The organism is Paracoccus sp. (in: a-proteobacteria), assembly GCF_030604785.1.
GTDB lineage: Bacteria > Pseudomonadota > Alphaproteobacteria > Rhodobacterales > Rhodobacteraceae > Paracoccus.
Window position 1 is genome coordinate 21,903 of sequence record NZ_JAUVVF010000018.1, and the last position, 20,678, is coordinate 42,580.

Annotated in this window: 23 protein-coding genes; 5 read left to right on the forward strand and 18 right to left on the reverse strand. The window is 68.2% G+C overall.

Going from position 1 to position 20,678, the window contains the following annotated elements:
* Positions 1-3: 3 nt before the first annotated feature.
* From QAR72_RS07720 to pip, 5 genes are all read right to left on the reverse strand, one after another.
* Positions 4-624 carry an RNA-binding protein gene (locus QAR72_RS07720; RefSeq protein WP_304616790.1) on the reverse strand — a complete coding sequence of 207 codons (621 nt, stop codon included), beginning with the start codon at positions 622-624 and terminating at the stop codon, positions 4-6.
* A gap of 26 nt (positions 625-650) precedes the next feature.
* A complete protein-coding gene (gene nusA, locus QAR72_RS07725) occupies positions 651-2,330 on the reverse strand; it encodes a transcription termination factor NusA (RefSeq protein WP_304616791.1) in 1,680 nt (559 codons plus the stop codon).
* A gap of 6 nt (positions 2,331-2,336) precedes the next feature.
* Complete coding sequence (gene rimP, locus QAR72_RS07730) at positions 2,337-2,954, reverse strand: ribosome maturation factor RimP (protein WP_304616792.1); 618 nt, start codon at positions 2,952-2,954, stop codon at positions 2,337-2,339.
* A 132-nt stretch (positions 2,955-3,086) separates the two neighbouring features.
* Complete coding sequence (gene tspO, locus QAR72_RS07735; protein WP_304616793.1) at positions 3,087-3,545, reverse strand: tryptophan-rich sensory protein TspO; 459 nt, start codon at positions 3,543-3,545, stop codon at positions 3,087-3,089.
* Positions 3,542-4,534, reverse strand: a complete 993-nt coding sequence (gene pip, locus QAR72_RS07740; protein ID WP_304616794.1) for a prolyl aminopeptidase — start codon at positions 4,532-4,534, stop codon at positions 3,542-3,544. Before pip ends, tspO begins: the two co-directional genes overlap by 4 nt.
* A gap of 47 nt (positions 4,535-4,581) precedes the next feature.
* Between pip and ubiG the strand changes: the two genes are divergently transcribed.
* The gene (gene ubiG / locus QAR72_RS07745; protein ID WP_304616795.1) at positions 4,582-5,337 is read left to right on the forward strand and encodes a bifunctional 2-polyprenyl-6-hydroxyphenol methylase/3-demethylubiquinol 3-O-methyltransferase UbiG; all 756 of its coding nucleotides are present in this window, start codon (positions 4,582-4,584) and stop codon (positions 5,335-5,337) included.
* Here ubiG and QAR72_RS07750 read toward each other — a convergent pair.
* Genes QAR72_RS07750 through QAR72_RS07765 form a run of 4 tightly spaced genes read right to left on the reverse strand, consistent with a single transcriptional unit; the run spans position 5,334 to position 7,708 of the window.
* Entirely contained in the window at positions 5,334-5,804 is a 471-nt protein-coding gene (locus tag QAR72_RS07750; RefSeq protein WP_304616796.1) for a MarR family winged helix-turn-helix transcriptional regulator, read from the reverse strand. The genes ubiG and QAR72_RS07750 overlap by 4 nt on opposite strands.
* Positions 5,779-6,648 (reverse strand): carbon-nitrogen hydrolase family protein, encoded by an 870-nt coding sequence (locus tag QAR72_RS07755; protein WP_304616825.1) that lies wholly within the window; start codon positions 6,646-6,648, stop codon positions 5,779-5,781. Before QAR72_RS07755 ends, QAR72_RS07750 begins: the two co-directional genes overlap by 26 nt.
* Positions 6,649-6,662: 14 nt before the next feature.
* Positions 6,663-6,923 (reverse strand): glutaredoxin 3, encoded by a 261-nt coding sequence (grxC, locus tag QAR72_RS07760; protein ID WP_304616797.1) that lies wholly within the window; start codon positions 6,921-6,923, stop codon positions 6,663-6,665.
* A 29-nt stretch (positions 6,924-6,952) separates the two neighbouring features.
* Positions 6,953-7,708, reverse strand: a complete 756-nt coding sequence (locus tag QAR72_RS07765; RefSeq protein WP_442953566.1) for a ComF family protein — start codon at positions 7,706-7,708, stop codon at positions 6,953-6,955.
* Between QAR72_RS07765 and QAR72_RS07770 the strand changes: the two genes are divergently transcribed.
* Together QAR72_RS07770 and hemH are read left to right on the forward strand one after the other, a co-directional pair.
* Complete coding sequence (locus QAR72_RS07770) at positions 7,707-8,546, forward strand: SAM-dependent methyltransferase (protein WP_304616799.1); 840 nt, start codon at positions 7,707-7,709, stop codon at positions 8,544-8,546. The two genes, QAR72_RS07765 and QAR72_RS07770, sit on opposite strands and share 2 nt — an antisense overlap.
* Positions 8,543-9,580 (forward strand): ferrochelatase, encoded by a 1,038-nt coding sequence (hemH, locus tag QAR72_RS07775; RefSeq protein ID WP_304616800.1) that lies wholly within the window; start codon positions 8,543-8,545, stop codon positions 9,578-9,580. The genes QAR72_RS07770 and hemH overlap by 4 nt, the downstream gene beginning before the upstream one ends.
* A gap of 42 nt (positions 9,581-9,622) precedes the next feature.
* On the opposite strand, the gene QAR72_RS07780 is transcribed toward hemH, so the two are convergent.
* Positions 9,623-10,234, reverse strand: a complete 612-nt coding sequence (locus QAR72_RS07780) for a L,D-transpeptidase (RefSeq protein ID WP_304616801.1) — start codon at positions 10,232-10,234, stop codon at positions 9,623-9,625.
* Between the two features lie 252 nt (positions 10,235-10,486).
* On the opposite strand from QAR72_RS07780, the gene QAR72_RS07785 reads away from it, so the two are divergent.
* The gene (locus tag QAR72_RS07785; protein WP_304616802.1) at positions 10,487-10,969 is read left to right on the forward strand and encodes a CAP domain-containing protein; all 483 of its coding nucleotides are present in this window, start codon (positions 10,487-10,489) and stop codon (positions 10,967-10,969) included.
* 61 nt (positions 10,970-11,030) lie between these two features.
* On the opposite strand, the gene QAR72_RS07790 is transcribed toward QAR72_RS07785, so the two are convergent.
* From QAR72_RS07790 to hslO, 6 genes are all read right to left on the reverse strand, one after another.
* A complete protein-coding gene (locus QAR72_RS07790) occupies positions 11,031-11,516 on the reverse strand; it encodes a L,D-transpeptidase family protein (RefSeq protein ID WP_304616803.1) in 486 nt (161 codons plus the stop codon).
* Positions 11,517-11,616: 100 nt separating this feature from the next.
* A complete protein-coding gene (locus QAR72_RS07795) occupies positions 11,617-12,840 on the reverse strand; it encodes a class I SAM-dependent RNA methyltransferase (RefSeq protein ID WP_304616804.1) in 1,224 nt (407 codons plus the stop codon).
* Positions 12,837-14,690 (reverse strand): ABC transporter ATP-binding protein, encoded by a 1,854-nt coding sequence (locus QAR72_RS07800; protein WP_304616805.1) that lies wholly within the window; start codon positions 14,688-14,690, stop codon positions 12,837-12,839. Before QAR72_RS07800 ends, QAR72_RS07795 begins: the two co-directional genes overlap by 4 nt.
* Positions 14,687-15,856, reverse strand: coding sequence for a CCA tRNA nucleotidyltransferase (locus QAR72_RS07805; protein WP_304616806.1), 1,170 nt, complete (start codon positions 15,854-15,856; stop codon positions 14,687-14,689). The genes QAR72_RS07800 and QAR72_RS07805 overlap by 4 nt, the downstream gene beginning before the upstream one ends.
* Positions 15,853-16,446 carry an NUDIX hydrolase gene (locus tag QAR72_RS07810; RefSeq protein WP_304616807.1) on the reverse strand — a complete coding sequence of 198 codons (594 nt, stop codon included), beginning with the start codon at positions 16,444-16,446 and terminating at the stop codon, positions 15,853-15,855. The genes QAR72_RS07805 and QAR72_RS07810 overlap by 4 nt, the downstream gene beginning before the upstream one ends.
* A complete protein-coding gene (gene hslO, locus QAR72_RS07815; protein WP_304616808.1) occupies positions 16,443-17,453 on the reverse strand; it encodes an Hsp33 family molecular chaperone HslO in 1,011 nt (336 codons plus the stop codon). Before hslO ends, QAR72_RS07810 begins: the two co-directional genes overlap by 4 nt.
* 160 nt (positions 17,454-17,613) lie before the next feature.
* On the opposite strand from hslO, the gene QAR72_RS07820 reads away from it, so the two are divergent.
* Entirely contained in the window at positions 17,614-18,078 is a 465-nt protein-coding gene (locus QAR72_RS07820; RefSeq protein ID WP_304616809.1) for an NUDIX hydrolase, read from the forward strand.
* Here QAR72_RS07820 and QAR72_RS07825 read toward each other — a convergent pair.
* On the reverse strand, positions 18,075-19,340 hold the full coding sequence (locus tag QAR72_RS07825; protein WP_304616810.1) for a PP2C family protein-serine/threonine phosphatase: 1,266 nt from the start codon (positions 19,338-19,340) through the stop codon (positions 18,075-18,077). The two genes, QAR72_RS07820 and QAR72_RS07825, sit on opposite strands and share 4 nt — an antisense overlap.
* A 90-nt stretch (positions 19,341-19,430) precedes the next feature.
* Positions 19,431-20,672, reverse strand: coding sequence for a threonine ammonia-lyase IlvA (ilvA, locus tag QAR72_RS07830; RefSeq protein WP_304616811.1), 1,242 nt, complete (start codon positions 20,670-20,672; stop codon positions 19,431-19,433).
* Positions 20,673-20,678 lie beyond the last annotated feature (6 nt).

Consider the following 20,678-nt stretch of genomic DNA (forward strand, 5'->3'; position numbering starts at 1 on the left):
TATTCATTCCTTCCCGGCGGCCGTATTGCCGCCGTCATGCCCGCGCAGACCCGTCAGTCTGCTGGCTTCCAAGATCACCTTGTCCGTCAGTCCACCCGCCGCAAGCGCGCCGTGTATGACATGATCGCGCCCGAAGGACAAACCCAATTCTGAGGCGGTCAGGCAGCCGAACCAGCGTCCGCCGGTCGGCGTCCACAGCTTGCCCTTGCCCCTTTCCGACCCGTCGCTGGCCTGCAGCAGCACTTTGGCGCGCCCCTCTGCAAGCCAGCCCTTGACCTTCTCGAACCCGGCGACCGCCCGGCCCGACTTGCGCGCCAGCGAGACCAGATCGACCAGCCGCCGCGCCACGCCCGCCTCGACCAGATCGGTCAGCCCCTCGGGCACCGTCACCGGCATACGCGCGGCGCGGGAAAACAATCCCTTGGAGGCCGCGCGATCCAGTGCGGCGCGGTCGGCGGCCACCCAGATCCCGCGACCGGGCAGCTTTTCGGCCAGATCGGGCACAAGCTGCCCCTCGGGGCCGACCACGAAGCGGATCAGCCCGCGCTTGGGCTGCGTCTCGCCGGTCGCGATGCAGCGCCGTTCGGGTTCGTCCCGGTCCTTGTCACGTCCGCCACGGCTCAATTGGTGCATCCGTCCGGGGCGCGCGATCAGGCCCCGGCCTCCTCTTCGTCGGTTTCGCCATCATCCTCGGCATCGGCTTCAAGCTCGGTCGGATCGACCCAGCCCAGAAGCACGCGTGCCGTCATCACCATCGTCTGTGCCTCTTCGAGGCTGACCTCGAAGGGCTCCAGCAGGCCTTCGTCCTTGACGCGCTGGCCGTTCACCGTGGTCCAGCCGCCGGCCAGTTCCCAATCGGCGCAGGTGGCAAAGTCTTCCAGCGTCTTGACGCCGTCCTTGGCCAGTGCCTCGACCATCTGGGGTGTCAGGCCCTCGAATTCAATGAGGCTGTCCTCGGCGCCAAGCGCGCGGGCATTTTCCAGAGCGGCCTTGTTCTTCGCCTCGAGCACGTCACGGGCACGGGCCTGAAGCTCTTCGGCGGTGCTTTCGTCCACACCTTCGATGGCCAGAAGCTCGTCCAGTTCGACATAGGCGACTTCTTCCAGATCGGTGAAGCCTTCGGCCACCAGAAGCTGGGCGAAGAACTCGTCCAGGTCCAGCGCCTCCATGAAGAGGGCGGTGCGCGCGTTGAATTCGGCCTGACGGCGCTTGGATTCCTCTTCCTCGGTGAGGATGTCGATATCCAGACCCGTCAGCTGGCTGGCCAGACGCACGTTCTGACCGCGGCGGCCGATGGCCAGCGACAGCTGCTCGTCGGGGACGACGACCTCGATCTTGTTGGCCTCCTCGTCGAAGACGACCTTGCTGACCTCGGCCGGCTGCAACGCGTTCACGAGGAACGTCGCCTGATCCTCGTTCCAGGGGATGATGTCGATCTTCTCGCCCTGCAGCTCGCCCACGACGGCCTGGACGCGGCTGCCGCGCATGCCGACGCAGGCGCCGACCGGGTCGATCGAGTTGTCATAGCTGATCACGGCGATCTTCGCGCGGCTGCCCGGATCGCGGGCCACGGCCTTGATCTCGATGACGCCGTCATAGATTTCCGGCACCTCCATCTTGAACAGTTCGGCCATGAACTGCGGGTCGGTGCGCGACAGGAAGATCTGCGGGCCGCGGTTCTCGCGGCGCACGTCCTTGACATAGGCGCGGATGCGGTCGTTCGGGCGATAGCTCTCGCGGCCGATCTTCTCGTTGCGGCGCAGGATTGCTTCGCCGCGGCCGACATCCACGATGATGTTGCCGTATTCCTCGCGCTTGACGACGCCGTTGATGATCGTGCCGGCGCGGTCCTTGAACTCCTCGTATTGGCGGTCACGCTCGGCCTCGCGGACCCGCTGCAGGATGACCTGCTTTGCGGATTGCGCGGCGATGCGGCCCAGATCGACCGGGGGAACCTGTTCCTGGAACACGTCGCCGATCTGCGGGCCACCGGCGAAATCTGTGACCGCCTGACCGCCACGCACCCAGACCGAGCGGCCATCCTTGGAAGGCTCGAAATAGGGTTTGGCCTGATCGGCGGTGAACTCGGCCTGGTAGTTTTCCAGCGCCTCTTCCTCGACCACGGTGCGGGCGCGGGTGAAGGTGGCGTTGCCGGTCTTGCGGTCGATGCGGACGCGGATGTCCATCTCGGCGCCGTAACGGGACTTGGCGGCGCGGGCCAGGCTGTCCTCCATCGCCTCGATGACCAGCTCGGGGTCGATCATCTTCTCGCGCGCAACGGCCTCGGCCGTCTGAAGCAGTTCAAGCTGGTTGGCAGAGGTGATCGCCATCGCCACTCACTCCTTGGTCTCGGCGTTCTCGGCGCCGTCATTGTCATCGGTTTCGATCGCGTCAAAGGCCGATTCGTCGAGATTGTCGATCTCGATCCCGGCTTCCTTCTTCTGACGCAGCATTTCGCGGATCAGCTCGTCGGTCAGGACCAGCTTGGCATCGGCCAGCAGGTCGAAGTTCAGGCCGATCGTATGTTCCTCGCCGTTCTCGGTGATGTTCAGCAGGACTTCCTCGCCCTCGACGCCCGCCAGGACGCCCTTGAAGCGCTTGCGCCCGTCGATCGGCTGGTTCAGGTCCAGCCGCGCCTCGTAACCCTCGAACGTGGCGAAATCCTTGAGGCGCGTCAGCGGCCGGTCGATGCCGGGGCTGGACACTTCAAGGTGGTAATTGTCCTCGATCGGGTCCTCGACATCCAGCGTGGCGCTGACCATCGTCGAAATCTCGGCGCAGTCATCGACATTGATCCCGCCCTCGGGACGGTCCGCCATGATCTGCAGGGTCGCCGTCTTGCCGCCCTGAAGGCGCAGGCGGACCAGTTCGTAGCCCATATCCTCGATCACCGGGGCGATGATCTCGGCCAGGCGCCGGTCGATGGCGGTCTTGGCGATCAGGTCATTCGACATGGGGTCCTCTCGGATGTGAAAAAGGGGCCTTCAGCGGAGGCCCCTAGCGGAAGATCCGGTGGGCAGGGTGTGGACCCCTGCACCGCTGTTGGACGTGTCCTTAGCGCAACGCCGCGCAAAAGGCAAGCCGCATCACGCGGCGCCCGCGCCGGGATTGTCGCGCATGATGCGCCAGTTCAGCCCCGTGGCCACGCCCAGCCAGCCCAGATAGGGCAGAAGCATCAGCCCCGCGACCCAGTCCAGCCGCCAGAAGGTGACGGTCATCGCCGCCACCACCACGACCAGAACGACCATGCAGATCATCGCCAGCCCCATCCGGCGCGCCCCGAAGAAAAGTGGCGTCCACAGCGTGTTCAGCGCGATCTGCGCCGACCACAAGGCCAGCGCGACGCCCGCGCCGGGCAGCACCGCGACCCGCGTGGCCGCCAGCGCCGACAGCAGGTAGATCAGCGTCCAGGCCACGGGAAAGGCCCAGTTCGGCGGCGTGAACGAAGGCTTTCGCAGCGCCGCATACCAGGGGCCGGGACGGAAGACGATGCCCGTCGCCGCAGCGGCGCCCGAGGCCAGCAGGAAGATCGGGAACAGGGTCATGCGCGCTCCTTCTCGTGATCGTCGTCGCGGATGCCGTCCATCACCCGGACCAGCTCGGCGCTGATATTTGGCTCGGACAGCGCATGGCCCGACGCCGGCACCATGATCAGTTCGCAATTCTCCCAGGCCTGCGCCAGTTCCCAGGCCGAGACCGGCGGGCAGACCATGTCATAGCGCCCCTGCACGATGACGGCGGGCAGGTGGCGGATGCGGTGCAGGTCACGCAGCAGCTGCCCCTCGTCCAGGAAGCAGGCATTGTAGAAATAGTGATTCTCCAGACGGGCGAAGGCGCGGGCATAATCGGTGGGCGCCCCCGAGGCGGGCGAGGATTGCAGCCCCGCCAGCGCGTTTTCCCACATCAGCCAGGGCAGCGCATAGCGGCCCTGACGGCCCAGATCCGCGTCGAACAGACGGCGGTGATAGGCGGCAATCATGTCTCCGCGCTCGGCCGGGGGGATCGGTTCCTGAAAGCGGGCCCAAAGCTCGGGGAAGAACCGCGCCGCGCCGCCGCCGTAGAACCAGTCCAGCTCGCCCCGCGTGCCCAGGAACACGCCGCGCAGGATCAGCCCGGCCACCTGTTCGGGATGGGCCTGGGCATAGGCCAGCGCCAGCGTCGCGCCCCAGCTGCCGCCGAACAGCAGCCATCGCCCGGCCACGTCAAGCCGCCGCCGGATCAGCACGATGTCGGCGATCAGGTCCTGCGTCGTGTTCGCCATGACCGAGGCCGTGGGCTGCGAGCGCCCGCATCCCCGCTGGTCGAACAGGATCACCCGGTAATGCGACGGGTCGAAGAAACGCCGCATATAGGGGCTGCATCCGCCGCCCGGACCGCCATGCAGGACAAGGACGGGCCGCCCGTTGGGGTTGCCGCATTCCTCGACATAGAGGCTGTGGCCGCCCGGTACCTCGATCATGTGCCGCGCAAAGGGTTCGGCCGCCGAATACAGGCGACCAGGTGACGCGGTGATTTGTCCTGCCAATCGGTTCATCCTGCCACTATAAGGACAGACTGAACCGCCCGCCAGAAGGACCGCCCATGTCGCACCCCTCACTGTCGCAGACCGGCGCCAGCGTCGATCCCTCGGAAATCGCCAAGTTCGAGGCCATGGCGGCGGAATGGTGGGACCCGAACGGCAAGTTCCGGCCGCTGCATCTGATGAATCCGCTGCGTCTGGACTATGTCACCGCGCAGATCGCGGCGGAATTCGGACGCGACCAAAAGGCGCAGTCGCCGCTGGCGGGGCTGCGGCTGCTGGATATCGGCTGCGGCGGCGGGCTGGTCTCGGAGCCGATGGCGCGGCTGGGCGCCGATGTCACGGGCGCGGACGCGGCCGCCGGCAACATCGCCGTCGCGCGCCTGCATGCCGAGGCGCAGGGCCTTGCCATCGATTACCGCGCGACCACGGCCGAGACGCTGGTGGACGAGGGCGAGCGTTTCGACGTGGTCCTCGCGCTCGAGATCATCGAGCATGTCAACGATCCGGCCGGGTTCGTGGCCACCTGCCAGTCGCTGCTGAAGCCGGGAGGGCTGTTGATCCTGTCGACACTGAACCGCACCGCGCGCAGTTTCGCCGCCGCGATCATCGGGGCGGAATGGGTCATGCGCTGGCTGCCGCGCGGCACGCATGACTGGCAGCGCTTCATCACCCCGGACGAACTGGCCGGCTTGGTCAAGGGCGCGGGGCTGCGCGTGGCGGACAGGCGAGGTATGGTCTTCAACCCGCTCAGCTTCGGCTGGCGGCTGTCGGATCGCGACCTGTCGGTGAATTACCTTCTGACCGCGCGCCGTTAGGCGTGCTGTTCAAGCCGGCGGCGCAATTCGCGCAGGACGGGCAGCGCCATGCGGACGCGGTCCACCCCGATATCGCGCACGATCCCCGCAATGGCCGGCATGAACGAGGAGAGCGCCGCATCCCGCGCCGCGCGACCCGCCGGGCTGAGCGACACGAACTTGCGCCGCGCATCGTCCCAGTCCGGGCGGATATGGATATGCCCCGCCCATTCCAGCCGCGACAACGTGTTCGTCATCGCGCCGCGCGTGACGTGAAAGGCTTCGGCCAGCTGGGCTGGTGTGCGTTCCTCGTTCACATGCGCCAGCAGGTTCAGCACCGAGAAATGCGAGATCTGCATGCCGCGGGGCAGCGCCCCCCCGATCAGGTCGCGCGACAATTGCTCGGCGATCAGCAGCTCGGCAAAGAGGCTGGCGGCCAGCCGGTCGGCGGCTTCGGGATGCTCAGGATTGGGCGCTTGGGTCGTCATGGCCTTGGGGACCGGAAAAGGGGCGATCGTGGGACAGGGAGGGGATGCGGGACCGTGCCCTGTCAACCGCCTGAAGGTCAAGCGAAACAATCACCGCGCCGGGCACGGTTCCGGCATCCGCCAGCACCTCGCCCCATGGCGCCACGACCAGGCTGTGGCCGTGGCTGCGACGGGCGGGACGGTCGGGACTGTGCGGCGCGGGATGGGTGCCGCATTGTGCGGGGGCCAGCACGAAACAGCCGGTCTCGATCGCGCGGGCGCGCAGCAGAACCTCCCAATGGGCGGCGCCGGTGGTGGGGTTGAAGGCCGAGGGCACCGTCAGGATGCGCGCCCCCGCCTGCGCCAGCCGCCGGTAGAGATGGGGAAAGCGCAGGTCGTAGCAGATGCTCAGCCCCAGCCCGATCCCGTCGACCTGCGCCAGAACCGCCCTGTCGCCCGGGCGATAGGCGGCACTTTCGCGAAAGGATTCCGTGTCGCTGATCGTCACGTCGAACATGTGCAGCTTGTCATAGCGCGCGACGATCCCGCCATCCGGCGCGATCAGCAGGCTGCGATTGGCAAAGCGGCCGGCCGCGTCATCGGTCCTCAGCGCCAGCGAGCCGATCAGCAGCCAGACGCCAAGCGCACGCGCCTCGCCGCGCAGCGCGGCCAGCGTCGGGTCCTCGGTCTCTGGGCGCAGCATGCGCGCCTGATGCGCGCGGTCGGGCGACAGCAGGTTCGTGGCCTCGGGCGTCAGGATCAGCCTTGCGCCCTGCGCCGCCGCCTGCCGGATCAGGTCAAGCGTCACGGGCAGGTTCAGGGCAGGGTCGTCCCCGACCGTCAGCTGCACCAGCCCGACGGTCAGGGACGAGGGCAGGCTCATGCCGCGCCCTTCAGCAGCGGGTCCAGCTTGCCCGCCCGCTCCATCGCGTAGAGGTCGTCGCAACCGCCGACATGGGTCTGGCCCACGAAGATTTGCGGCACGGTGCGCTTGCCGCCCGCGCGCCGGGTCATCGCCTCGCGCAGCGCGGGGTCGGCGCCCACATCGATTTCGGTGTAGCGCGCGCCCTTCTGGTCCAGCAGCGCCTTGGCGCGGTGGCAGAAGGGGCAGGTGCGGGTCGTGTAGATCTCGATGCTCATGGCGGGTCCGATGCTGTTTCGGTCCCTATCTAGGCATCCTTGACCGCCCGCGCCAGAACCGCGACCGAGATCGGACCCAGCCCGGCCTCGGACAGGCGCTCGGTCGCCTCGGCCAAGGTCGCGCCCGAGGCCATCACGTCGTCGATCAGCAGGACCGGCCGCCCCCGCAACCGCGCAGCCCGCGCCGGATCAACCGCCAGCGCCCCCGCGACATTGGCGTGACGGTCCATGACGCTCCGGTGATCCTGTCCTTCCGTGTGGCGGATGCGGCGCAGAAGGCGCGGCTGGTGGTCAAGCCCGTGATGCTTGGCCACCGCTGCAGCCAGCAATTCGGCCTGATTGTACTTGCGCCGCAACATCCGTCGCAGATGCAGCGGTACGGGCACCACGACCATGCCCGGCGCGACCATATCGGCCGCCGCTCGCGCCAGCCAGACCCCGAGCGCGGGCGCCAGATCAGGGCGATCCGCATGTTTCAGCGCCAGGACCAGCTTGCGCGCGGTGCCGCCATAGACCAGCGCCGCGCGCCCCCTGTCCCACGGGCGGGGCAGGCGCAGGCAATCGTCGCATTGCAGGTCGGGCGCCGGATCGCCCGGCAGAGGCGTGCCGCAGGCATCGCAGCAGGTCGCGCCCACAAAGACCGCATCGGGCCAGCAGGCCGGGCACAGATGCACCGCGCCCCCGCCCTGCGCCACGGTTTCCCCGCAGGACAGGCATTGCGGCGGATAGATCAGCGCCAAGCCCGCTTTAACCGCCCCCGAAAGAAGCCTATGTTCCAGCCCCATGAGCAGCCCCACCGATCAACGCTCCCCTCTGACCGACCGCGCGGCCCTGACCCGCAACCGCGCCCGCGCGCGGCGGATGGGCCATGTCGACCTGTTCCACCGCATCGCCGCAGACGAGATCGAGGATAGGCTCGCCGAGGTTAACAGGAGGTTTACGGCCCCCGCCATCGTGACCGGCTTTCCCGAATTCTGGGCCAGGCGCTTCCCTCAGGCGAAAGTCGTCCCCGACGAGGACCGCCTGGACCTTGCCCCCGGCGCGCATGATCTGGTGATCCATGCGCTGGCCCTGCACTGGGCCGACGACCCGGTTGGCCAGATCGTGCAGGCGCGCCGCGCGCTGCGCGAGGACGGGCTGTTTTTGGGCGTCTGCTTCGGCAACCAGACCCTGCACGAATTGCGCGCCGCCCTGGCCCAGGCCGAGGCCGAGGTGACCGGCGGCCTGTCGCCCCGCATCCTGCCCATGGGCGAGATCCGCGATTTGGGCGCGCTGCTGCAACGCGGGGGGATGGCCCTGCCGGTGGCCGACGGGTTCAGCCAGCGCGCCAGCTACCGAGATCTGTTCCATCTGGCCCGTGACCTGCGCGCCATGGGCGAGGGCAATGCCATGGCCGCCCGCCTGCGTCGCCCGACCCGGCGCGAGGTGCTGGCCCGCGCCGCCGCGCATCTGGCCGCCCACCATCCCGACCGCGACGATCCGTCCCGTGTCGCCGTCACATTCGATCTGGTCTTTCTGACGGGCTGGGCGCCCTCGGACAGCCAGCCCAAGCCGCTGCGCCCCGGCACGGCGCAGACATCCCTGGCAGACGCCTTGAACGACATCAGGAAGCAACAGAAATGACCACCAGTCCTCTGCCCGCCGACCATCCCCGGGTCCTGCCCGCCAAGACCGGCATTCTGATCGCCAATCTGGGAACGCCGGACGGCTATGATTACTGGTCGATGCGGCGCTACCTGAACGAGTTCCTGTCGGATCGCCGCGTCATCGACATCAACCGCCTGATCTGGCAGCCGCTTTTGCAACTGGTCATCCTGACCAAGCGGCCCTTCACCTCGGGCGCGAACTACAAGCTGATCTGGAACCACGAGGCGAATGAAAGCCCGTTGATGACGATCACCAAATCCCAAACCGAGATGCTGCGCGCCCGCGCCCATCAGGAGTGGGGCGATCAGGTCATGGTCGAATTCTGCATGCGCTACGGCAACCCCTCGACCCACGAGGTCGTGGACCGCATGGTCAAGGCGGGCTGCCGCCGGATCGTGTTCCTGCCGCTTTATCCCCAATATGCGGGGCCGACCTCGGCCACGGCGAACGACCAGCTGTTCAGGGCGCTGATGCAGCAGACCTGGCAGCCTGCCGTCCGCACGGTCGAGCCCTATGTGAACCGCCCCGACTACATCAAGGCCCTGGCCGACAGCGTGCGCCGGACGCTTGGCGACAGAATCCCGCGCAAGCTGGTGGCCAGCTATCACGGCATGCCGCAGCGCTACCTGATGCAGGGCGACCCCTATCATTGCCAGTGCCAGAAGACCTCGCGCCTGCTCAAGGAAGAGCTGGGCTGGCCCGATGGGGTGATCGACACGACCTTCCAGTCGGTCTTTGGCCGCGAGGAATGGCTGCGCCCCTACACGGTCGAGCATGTGGCCGAACTGGCCAAACAGGGGATCACCGAGATCGCGGTGATCTCGCCCGCCTTCGCCTCGGACTGCATCGAGACGCTCGAGGAGATCAACGGCGAGATCCAGGAAAGCTTCGAAGAGGCGGGCGGCCACGAATTCACCTATATTCCCTGCCTCAACGACGATCCGGCGCATATCGAGGTGATGCTGAACGTCGTGCGCGAGAACATCGCGGGCTGGGTCGAGCCGCGCTGACCGGCGACAGGCAAAGGGGGCCGCGAAGGCCCCCTTTTCGTCTCAGATGATCAGCACCTGCGTGCCGATCTTGGTCAGGTTGTAGAGCTCGGCGATATGTTCGTTATAGAGCCCGATGCAGCCATTCGACGACCGCCGCCCGATCTTGCGCGTGTCGTGGGTGCCGTGGATGCGGTAATATTGCCAGCTCAGCCACAGCGCATGGGTGCCAAGCGGGTTGTCCGGTCCCGGCGGCACGAAGTCCGGCCAGTCGGGGTTGCGCGCCTTCATGGCGGGCGTCGGCGCCCAGGACGGTCCTTCGACCTTGCGGATGATCTCGGTCCGGCCGGTGCGGGTCAGATCCTCGCTGACCGGGATCGACGAGGGATACAGCCGATAGGTCTGCTGATCCTCGGACCAGTAATGCAGCGCGCGCGAGGTCAGGTCGCACAGGATCGCGCCATTGGACAGGTTCTGGAAATAGGGCCGCCAGTCCTGCATCCGAAAGCTCGAGATGTTGTGCTGCGGCCCGTTGCTGACGGGGGCCGCGGCGGGCATCGGCTCGGGAAGTGCCTCGGCGAATTGCGCCAGCGCCGGAGCGGCCAGCCCCGCCGTGCCCAAGGCAGCCGCCGAGCCCAGAAAGGCGCGGCGGTTGAAGGAAGGTGATTTGCTCATCGTCTCATGTCCTGCATTCGGGCGCGCTCTGCTGGCGCGCTTGCCGATTCCGATGGTTCTGATCCACCGGACGCTAAACCGCACGGCCGATTCCGGCAATTCACTCCGCTGTCAGGGTCGGGCCCGCGCCTTCCGTCGCGCCTCACGCAGAGTTGGATTTGAAGCCCGCGCGGCTATTCGCTACATCTGTCGGAAGGATCGGGCAGGGGACAGGCGAAAATGTTGAAAATAAAAACGATTTCATTGGTCTGCATGCTGGCTGCCGCAGGTTGCGCGCCGCGTTACGTTCCCCCTCCGGTCCAGCCGATCGCCGCCGAGCCCGAGATTCCGGGCCAGATCAGCGAAATGGAGGCTGCGGCGATTCCGCAGCGGGTGTTGCAGCAGATCAACATACTTCGCGGCAACATCGCGCTGCAGCCGCTGATGCTGAACCAGCAGCTTTCGGCGGCCGCCATGGCCCATTCGCGCGACATGTCGGCCCAGAACCGCGCCTGGCACTGGGGTTCGGACGGCTCGTCGCCGGTCGATCGCGCCCGGCGCCAGGGCTATTCGGGCAATCTGGTGGGCGAGAACATCTCGGAATCCTTCGAGAACGACATCCAGACGCTGGCCGCCTGGATGGGCGTGCGCGAGACGCGTGACGTGATCATGGACCCCTCGGCAACCCAGCTTGGCTTCGCCTGGTATCAGGAACCCTCGGGCAAGGTCTGGTGGACGCTGCTGACGGGGAACTGAGGCGCGATGCAAAAAGGCCCCGCGCTGGCGGGGCCTGTGCGGGGCGTCCGGGCAGATCCGGTCAGGGGAAGATGACGACCGGCGTGCGGACCTGCACGGCGGCATAGATCTCCTCGATCTCGGCATCGCTGACGGCGATGCAGCCTGCGGTCCAGTCGCGTTGGCGGGGAAAGAGGTTGTTCCCCTCGGGGCCGCGGCCATGGATGAAGATGTCGCCGCCGGGATGGCGGCCATGGGCTGCGGCAAAGGCACGGTCGCGTTCGTTGGGATAGCTGATCCCGACCGACAGGTGGTACCGGCTGCGCGGGTTGAATCGGTCGACGAAATAGACACCTTCGGGCGTCTTGCCGTCGCCCTCGAACTGCTTGTGGCCGGCGGGCTGGAAGCCCAGGCTGATATCGTAGGATCGCACCACGTTCGAGCCGCTGAGCAGGTGCATGCGACGCTGGCTCTTGTTCACCTGGATCTGGGTGATCGGAGGTCCATCATAGCGCTGGAACTTGCTGGGCTGTTGGGGCGACCCGCATGCCGCCAGAAAGGCAAGCATGGAAAGCGAAAAAGTACGACGGGTCGTTCTGCTCATCACTGCCTCGGGACGTCTTTTGAGTTTTTGTGGTTTCTGGATACCATGTTTAAGACGGCCATGCCTAGCGAAGCGTTAATGCCGCGACGATTTCGACATGCGGCGAAAAGCGGAACTGGTCCACGACAGCAAGATGCGTGATGCGATAGCCCGCATCGGCCAGAATTCGCGCATCGCCGGAAAAAGTGACCGGATCACACGACACCGAGGCCAGTTTCGGCACGCCCGAGGCCGCGATTTCCGTCATCTGCGCGGCGGCACCGGCACGCGGCGGGTCGATCACGATTGCGTCATGGCGTGCCAGTTCGTCCCTCAGCAACGGCCTGCGGGCCAGGTCGCGGACCTCCGTCGTGACGCGGCGCAGGCCCGGCGTGGCGCGCCAAGCCGAATCAAGCGCTTCCAGCGGCGCGGCCAGACCCTCGACCGCGTGAACCTCGGCCTCGGCCGACAGGGGTAGGGCGAAAGTGCCGATCCCGGCGAAGAGATCCGCGATCCGCGACGCCCCCGCCAGCGCGGCGCGCACCTCGGCCAGCAGCGCGGCCTCGCCCTCAGGCGTGGCCTGCAGAAAGGCGCCCGGCGGCGGGACGACCTGCGCGCGCCCCATCGGCAGCAGGGGCGGTCGGCGCGTGATCGACTGCCCGTCCCAGTCCAACCGCGCCAGATCGCCCTCATCCGCCAAAGCGGCCAGCGTCTGAAACAGCGCGGGGTCCATCGGCTTGCCGCCGCGTACCGCGACATCCAGACCGGCCGGGCCGTGGATCACCGTCATGCCGATCTCGGCAGAGCGCGAGGCCCCTGCCACCACGATGCGGCGCAGCAGCGGCAGCGCGGCGGTGATCGCCGGATGCAGGATGTGGCATTCGCCCAGATCGACGATCACATCCGAGGCGCGGGCGTGAAAGCCCAGCAGCGCGCCCTTCTTCGTCCGCCGACCCGACAGGACCGCCCGCCTGCGCGAGCGCAGGGGCGAGACATGCAGGACCGGCTCGGGCGCCTCGACCCCCTGGGCCGCCAGCGCGGCCATCACCACCTGACGCTTCCAGGCGGCGGCAAAGCCTTCGGAGGCATGCATCAGCGAACAGCCCCCGCAGGCGCGGTAATGCGCGCAAGGGGGCCGCACCCGGTCCGGCGACGGTGTCAGGATGCGCGGCGCGGCGATGCGGCCATCGACCGCCTCGCCCTCGATCTCTTCGCCCGGCAGGACAAGGGCCGCCAGCGCGCGGCCCTGATCGCCGATGGCGATGCCGTCGCCCTTGCGGCCAAGCCGTTCGATCCGCCAGCGGCTCATTCGGCGGCCTCGTCCAGCGCCAGCACGCCGCCCGATTGATGCGCCCAGTAGCGCGCATAGCGCCCGCCGGCCGCCAGCAGATCGTCGTGGCGGCCCTCTTCGACGATGCGGCCATCCTCGATCACGATGATGCGGTCCAGCTCTGCAATGGTGGACAGGCGATGCGCGATGGCCAGCACGGTCTTGCCCTGCATGGCGCGCGACAGGGCGGTCTGGACCTGCGCCTCGACCTCGCTGTCCAGTGCGCTGGTGGCCTCGTCCAGCACCAGGATCGGCGCGTCCTTCAGGATCGCGCGGGCCAGCGCGATCCGCTGGCGCTGCCCGCCCGACAGCTTGACGCCGCGTTCGCCCAGATGGGCGTCATAGCCCGTGCGGCCCATATGGTCGCGCAGGGTCAGGATGAAGTCATGCGCCTCGGCGGCCGTGGCGGCGGCGACGATCTCGGCATCGGTGGCGTCGGGCCGGCCATAGCGGATGTTGTCGCGGGCCGAGCGGTTGAACATCGCCGTTTCCTGCGTGACCATCGCGATCTGGCGGCGCAGGCTTTCCTGCGTCACCGCGCGCAGGTCGTGGCCGTCGATGCGGATCGCCCCGCGCTCGACATCGTAGAGCCGCAGCAGCAGCGCGACCAGCGTCGATTTCCCGGCCCCCGAGGCACCGACGATGCCGATCTTCTCGCCCGGCGCGATGTCCAGATCCAGATCGGTGATGCCCGCGCCGTCGGCCTCGGCCCGGCCATAGGCAAAGCTGACGCGGTCGAAGCGCAGCGCGCCCTGCACCCGGTCAAGCGTGATCGCGTCCGGCGCGTCCGTCAGCGCATGCGGGGGCGAGAGGGTCTTCATCCCGTCCTCGACCTCGCCGATATTGCCCCACATGCCCATCAGGGCCATGCTGACCCAGCCCGTCATCTGCGACAGCCGCATCGCGATCGCGCCCGAAGCCGCGACATCGCCCACCGTCGCGGCGCCATCGCGCCACAGAAGGATCGCGCCGCCCACCAGGATCACCGGCAGGATGCCCGCCACCACCATCAGCGACAGCCGGAACCAGGTCGAGACGACCCCGAAATCCAGCGCGCGCTCGCGGAAACCGGCCATCGCGCCCAAGGCCGCCTGGTCCTCGTGATCGGCATGGGCGAAGAGCTTGACGGTCTTGATGTTGGTGATCGTGTCCACGACCTGGCCCGTGACATTCGCCCGCGCCGAGGCCCGCGCCCCCGATTTCGCCCGGATGCGCGGCAGGAAGAACCGGATCAGCGCGAAATAGGCCGCAAGCCAGACCAGCAGCGCCACCGCCCCCCAGCCATCCACCGCCAACAGGAACGCCGCCGATCCGATCACCGAGGCCAGCGCGAAGGCCACGACGTTCACCATCTCCGAGGCGACATCTGTCACGGCGCGCGCCGTCTGCATCTGCTTCTGCGCCAGCCGCCCGGCGAAATCGTTGTCGAAGAAGGTCACCGAATGGCCCATCGTCCAGCGATGCAGCCGCGACAGTACCAGAGGCAGGATGTTCGGGCCGATGATCACGTTGGAACTGGCCGTCGACAGGCCGAAGATCGCCGGCCGGATCACCAGGAAGAACAGCGCGAAACCGACCACGAGGCCCCAGTTCTCGGCCCAGAACGTGCCGGGCGCGCTGCTGGCCACCGCGTCCACGACCAGACCCAGCAGCATGGCCGAGACGACATCCGCTGCCCCGCCCATTGCCGAGGCCACGCCCGCCACGCCAAGGCCAGGCCATGCGCCCGACAGGCACCAGCGGAAGAACGCCATCAAAGTGCGCGGCGGCGGGCCGTCTGCAGGACGGAAGGCATCGACCATGCGGCCAAGACGGGCGTGAGGGCTCATGGCGTATCCTTGGGGTTCAGGTCGGCATTGAGCGCCGCGTCGATCAGCGCGGGCGCAGGCAGTGTGAACGCCGAGGCGATCCAGGCACTCTCGGCCGCGCGCAGGGCGCGGCCCAGGGCCGGTCCCGACAGGCCGGGCAGGTCCGAGGCCTTTAAAGGCAGGGGCGAGGCCTGCGCGCGATCCAGCCGGGCGCGCCAATCGACGGGAAGCCCGATGCCCCGATGCAGCAGCGCATGGTCCAGCGCCTCGGGCGCGGTCAGGCGATAGCCCGCCTCGTCCAGCGACCAGCGCGCGCGCGCGGCCTCGCGCAGGCGGGCCAGATGGCGCGATTCGTGGCGCGACAGGCGCAGCGCCTCGGTCGGATCGCCCGGCACCAGCGCCGCCAGCCGACGCCGCCACGAGGGTTGCGCCTCTGCCGCATTCTCGGCCGCGATCAGGTTTTGCAGGGCGTCTGGGCGGGCACCGGGCAGGATCAGGTCAAGCACCCCGGTCTGCGCCATCAGCGCAATGGCGGCACCGGGAGCGGGGGCCGCCAGCAGCTTGCGCATCTCGGCGCCCACGCGTTCGGGGGCGATGCGGGCCAGGCCATCGCGCAGGGCCGCGCAGGCCGCCAGCGCCCGAGGCTGTGCCTCGCGGCCATACTGGGCGAAAAAGCGGAAGAAGCGCAGGATCCTCAGGTAATCCTCGCGGATGCGGTCTTCGGGCTCGCCCACGAAGCGCAGCCGCCGCGCGGCCAGATCGGGCAGGCCGCCGACCGGGTCCAGCACCCGGCCCGCGCGGTCGGCGTAAAGTGCGTTGATCGTGAAGTCGCGCCGCGCGGCATCCTCGGCCAGATCGGTCGAGAAGGCCACGACCGCATGACGCCCGTCGGTTTCCACGTCGCGGCGGAAGGTCGTCACCTCGAACCCCCGCCCATCCGCGACCAGCGTGACGGTGCCATGGTCGATCCCGGTCGGCACCGCGCGCAGGCCTGCAGCCTCGGCCAGTAAGCTCACTTCGGTCGGGGGGGCATCGGTGGCGATGTCGATATCGCTGACCGGCTCGCCCAGCAGCGCGTTGCGTACCACGCCTCCGACCAGCCAGGCGCGCGCCCCTCTGGCCTCCAGCGCGTCAAGCACGCGGATCAGGGCATCGTCGTTCAGGATCGCTGCGGGCAGATGCGTCATTGCCCCAGCCTTTGCGCCAGACCCAGCAGCATCCGCGCGGTCGCGCCCCACAGATAATAGGGTCCGAACGGCGCGACGTGATAGGCCCGCCAGTCGCCGCGCCAGCGCCGCCTTTCGACATGATATCGGGTGGGGTCGGCGATATGGGCGAAGGGCAGGGTGAAGACCTCTTCGACCTCGCCGGCTTCGGGGATAGGGGTGAAGTCGCCCCGGATCAGCGCGACCACCGGCAGGACGGCAAAGCCCGTCACCGTGCGGTGCGGCGGCAATGCGCCAAGCACCTGCAACTGCGCGGGGTCCAGCCCGATCTCTTCGCGCGCCTCGCGCAGGGCGGCGGCGGTCTCGTCGGGGTCGGCCGGGTCCAGCTTGCCGCCGGGCAGGGCGATCTGGCCGGGATGATGGCGCAGCCCCGAGGCACGCTTGGTCAGGATGAGCCGCCCGTCGCTTTCGTGAAAGCCCGCCAGAACCCCCGCCCGCCGCAGCGTGGCCGAGGGCGGCGCCACGCCGGGATTGAGGTCGTAATCCGAACTGGCCCCGGCCGCGTGCGTCAGCGCCTGGCGCAGCAGGTCTGGGGACCAGCGAAGGCTCATGCCTGGTCCGTCAGCGGGTTGCCCGTCGCATCGACCGTCGCCTCGAATCCCAGGCTCTGGGGGTCGAATTCGTAATGCGCGCCGCAGAACTGGCAATCGGCCGTCACGATCCCCTCGGGCGTGGTCATATGCGCGATGTCCTTGGCCGAATAGATTGACAGCGTGTCGCGCACCCGGTCCGCCGTGCACGAGCAGCCGAACTCCACCCGCTGCGCATCATATACGCGGGGCTCTTCCTCGTGGAACAGCCGCAGCAGCAGGTCGGTCGGACCGACCGAGGGGCCGATCAGTTCCAGCGTCTCGACCGTGTCCAGCAGCAGGTTGGCGCGGTTCCAATCCTCGGATTCCGCGCCCTGCAGGATGTCGGCAGCCTCGATCAGGCCGCCCTCGCCGCTGCCGCCCTCGGCGGGGGAATGCGGCTGCGCGGGCAGCGTCTGCAGCATCACGCCGCCCGCCCGCCAAGCAGGCGCATTCCCGGCCTGCCGGGACAGGCCCGAGGCCAGCTGGAACCGCGTCGGCAGCTGTTCGGATTGCGCGAAATAGGTCTGCGCGCAGGCCGACAGGCTGCCCCCCGCAAGCGGCGTGATGCCCTGATAGGGCATGTTGCCCGCGCCTTGGTCGATCAGGATGGCAAAGTAACCCTCGCCGATCTGCTCGAAGGGCGCGCGCGCGTCCAGCCGGTCGCCGTCAAAGCTGGCCCAGGCGCGGATGCGGGCGGGCGCGTCATCGTCGACGGGGGCGTAGTAGTCGGCGGCCAGCGTGCGGATCGCGCCATTGCCGCGCACCTGGAGGCTGAGCTTCCAGCGCAGCTTGATCATCGGGCCGATCAGCGCGGTCAGCAGCGCCAGTTCCGCCACAAGCGCGCTGACGGGTGCCGGGTAATCGTGCCGCGTCAGGATATGGTCGAGAACCCCGTCCAGCCGCGCCACACGGCCCCGGATGTCCGAGCGGTCAAGCTGGAAGGGCAGAACCGTGTCGTCCCAGGCGATCTGGTTGATCTTGTGCATCATCTTTCCTTGAAGCGTCTGGCCCCGCCACCGCAAACGGTCGGGCCGGGCTGTTCGCGCCCCAATATAGGCGTTTTTGAACGAAGCCCAAGGGCCGGGGGGCGCTTCCCCGTTCGTGGCACTCTTGCTATGGCGGTGCTGCACAGCGACAGGTGACGCCATGACCCCCCGCTTCGGACAGCCCCCTCTTGCCCGGATCGCCTATCGGCGTCGCCCCGGCGCCTATGCCGTTCTGTGGCGCGAGGGGCGGCTGCTGCTGACCCACCAGACCGCGCCCGAGCCGGAATTCCAGCTGCCCGGAGGCGGCATCGATCCAGGCGAATCGCCTGTCCGCGCGCTGCACCGCGAGGTGTTCGAGGAGACCGGCTACAGCATCGAGGGCGCCCGCCTGCTGGGCCGCTACCGCCGCTTCTGCTACATGCCCGATTACGGCATCCATGCCGAGAAGCTCTGCGCGATCTGGCTAGCCCGTCCGGTCCTGCGCCGGTCCGACCCGACCGAGCCCGGCCACAGCGCCCATTGGGTCGCCCCGGCCGAGGCGCTGGATCTGCTGGTCGATCCCGGCTCTCGCCAGATGCTGCGCCGCGCCCTGCGCCGGCTGGGCGTCGCCTGTGGCGTGATCTAGCCGCCGTCCGTGCGCATCTCCAGCAGGACGGCGGACATGTCGTCCAGCCGTTCCCCCCGGCAATATTCCGAGACCGACCAAGCCATCGATTCGAGAAACGCCACCCCGCCCAGAAAGGCGTTGGTGCGCATGATCGCCTCGACCCCGTCATCGCCCAGAAGGCGGCCGTTGGGGGTGCTGGCCTCGGTGATCCCGTCCGAGGTGATCAGCAGCCGGTCGCCCGGCTGCATCGTGACGGTGAATTCGTCAAAGACCGGCCGTTCGAAGACCCCGATCGGCATGCCGCCCTTGCCCAGACGCAGGATGCTGCCATCGGCGCGTTGCAGCACCGGATGGGGATGGCCCGCCTGCACCATCCGCAGCTTGCCCGTCCGGTGGTTCAGATCGCCGTAGATCATCGTGAAGTAGCTGTCGGTGTTCATCTCCTCCAGCATCATCGTGTTGAAGAAATGCGCCAGCCCGCCCGGCGTCACCGCATCCGCGCCGCTCTGCCCGCCCCGCAGCGCGACGTTCTGGTCGGTCGAGCCGGACAGATGCACCGAGAGCTGTGCCGTCAGCAGCGCGGCCGTGACGCCATGCCCGGCCACGTCCAGCGCGAACAGGCCGATCCGGTGGTCGCTGATCGGAAAGAAGCCGACCAGATCGCCGCCGATATGGCCCGCGGGGCGCAACAGCAGCGACACCTCGGCCATGCCGAAGCGCCCGGCCCGTTCGCGCACCAGCCCCTGTTGCAGCTTGCGCGCCTCGCGCAGGTCGCGTTCGATCGCGGCCTGCGTCTCGCTGAGCCGCTCCAGCGCGGAGCGCAACTGGGCATTGCTGGCATTCAGCTCTTCCTCGATCCGCAGCAGCCGCTCGCCGGCGGCCAGCCGCGCGCGCAGCGCCATCGGTGCGACGGGCTTGGTCAGGATGTCGTCGACGCCTTCGCGCAGCCCGGCCTGCATCTCGGCGTCGCCGCCATCGGCTGACAGCAGCACGAAATAGCCGTGGCTCTGCCGCTCCATCCGGCGGAAGGCGGCGCAGAGCGACAGCCCGCTCATGTCCGGCAGGGCCCGGTCGGCCAGAACCATGTCCGGCTCGCGCGCGAGGCAAAGTTCCAGCGCGTCCGAGCCGGTCATCGCCTCGACGATCTCGTAACCGTCACGCAGCAGGATCGCGGCCAGCTCGGCCTGTTCGGCGGGATCCGGGACGACCAGCAGCACCGTTCGCCGCAGGGCTGCGGGCGTGATCACTGGGGCGGGGGCGGGGCGATTCGCGGCTTTCATCAGACATCCTTAGACGCGATGTCGTAAAGCGGCGGTAAACCCGGCTCCAGCCGATGATTAAACTTGGCGGTTCATCTTGTGGCGCCGGTCTCAGACCAGCAATTCCGACAGGATCTCGTCATTCGTGATGTCGCGATAGGCAAAGCCCGACCCGTCCAGCCGCGCGGTCAGCGCGGCCAGATCGGCGGGATCCGAGGTCTCGATCCCGATCAGGACCGAGCCGAAATTGCGCGCCGATTTCTTCAGATATTCGAACCGCGCGATATCGTCATTCGGACCCAGAAGATCCAGGAAATCGCGCAGCGCGCCGGGCCGTTGCGGCATCCGCAGCACGAAATACTTCTTGACCCCCAGCCAGCGCTGCGCGCGTTCCTTGACCTCGGGCAGGCGCTCGAAGTCGAAATTGCCGCCCGAGCAGACCGCCACGACCGTCCGGCCCGACAGATCGCCCAGATCGCCCAGCACGTCCAGCGCCAGCGCGCCCGCCGGTTCCAGCACGACGCCCTCGGTGTTGAGCATCTCCAGCATGGTGCGGCAGATGCGGTCCTCGGGCGCCAGATGCACGTCGGCGGGATCGAAGCGCGCCAGCGCCTCGAAGGGCAGGGCGCCGATGCGTGCGACTGCCGCACCGTCCACGAAGCTGTCCACCGCCGGCAGCGCGACCGGCGCGCCCGCCTGAAGCGCGGCCTTGAGGCTGGCCCCGCCAAGCGGCTCGGCGAAGGCAAAGCGTGTCTCGGGCGCTTCGGTTGCAAGGTATTTCGTCACTCCCGCCGACAGGCCACCCCCGCCCACCGGCAGCACGACCAGATCGGGCGCGCGGCCCAGCTGTTCCAGCATCTCAAGCCCGACCGTCGCCTGACCCTCGATGATGTCGGGCGCGTCGAAAGGCGACAGGAACTGCGCGCCCTCATCCGCGCAGAAGGCCTGCGCGGCGGCCAGCGTCTGGTCGAAATAGTCGCCGGTCAGCACGATCTCGACCGCGTCGCCACCGAAGATCTGGGTCTTGTCGATCTTCTGCTTGGGCGTGGTGACCGGCATGAAGATCGTTCCGCGCGCGCCGAAATGGCGGCAGGCATAGGCCACACCCTGCGCGTGGTTACCGGCGCTGGCGCAGACGAAATGGCCGCCGCCGCCGGGCCGGGCCAGCTTGCGCATCGCGTTGAAGGCGCCGCGCAGCTTGTAGCTGCGCACGGGCGTCAGATCCTCGCGCTTGAGCCAGATGTCGGCGCCGAATTTCGCCGACAGGTGGTCGTTGCGCTGCAACGGGGTAGGCTCGAACAGGTCGCGAAGCGCGGCCTCGGCCAGACGGACGGAGGCGACAAAGTTTTCCATTCCCGC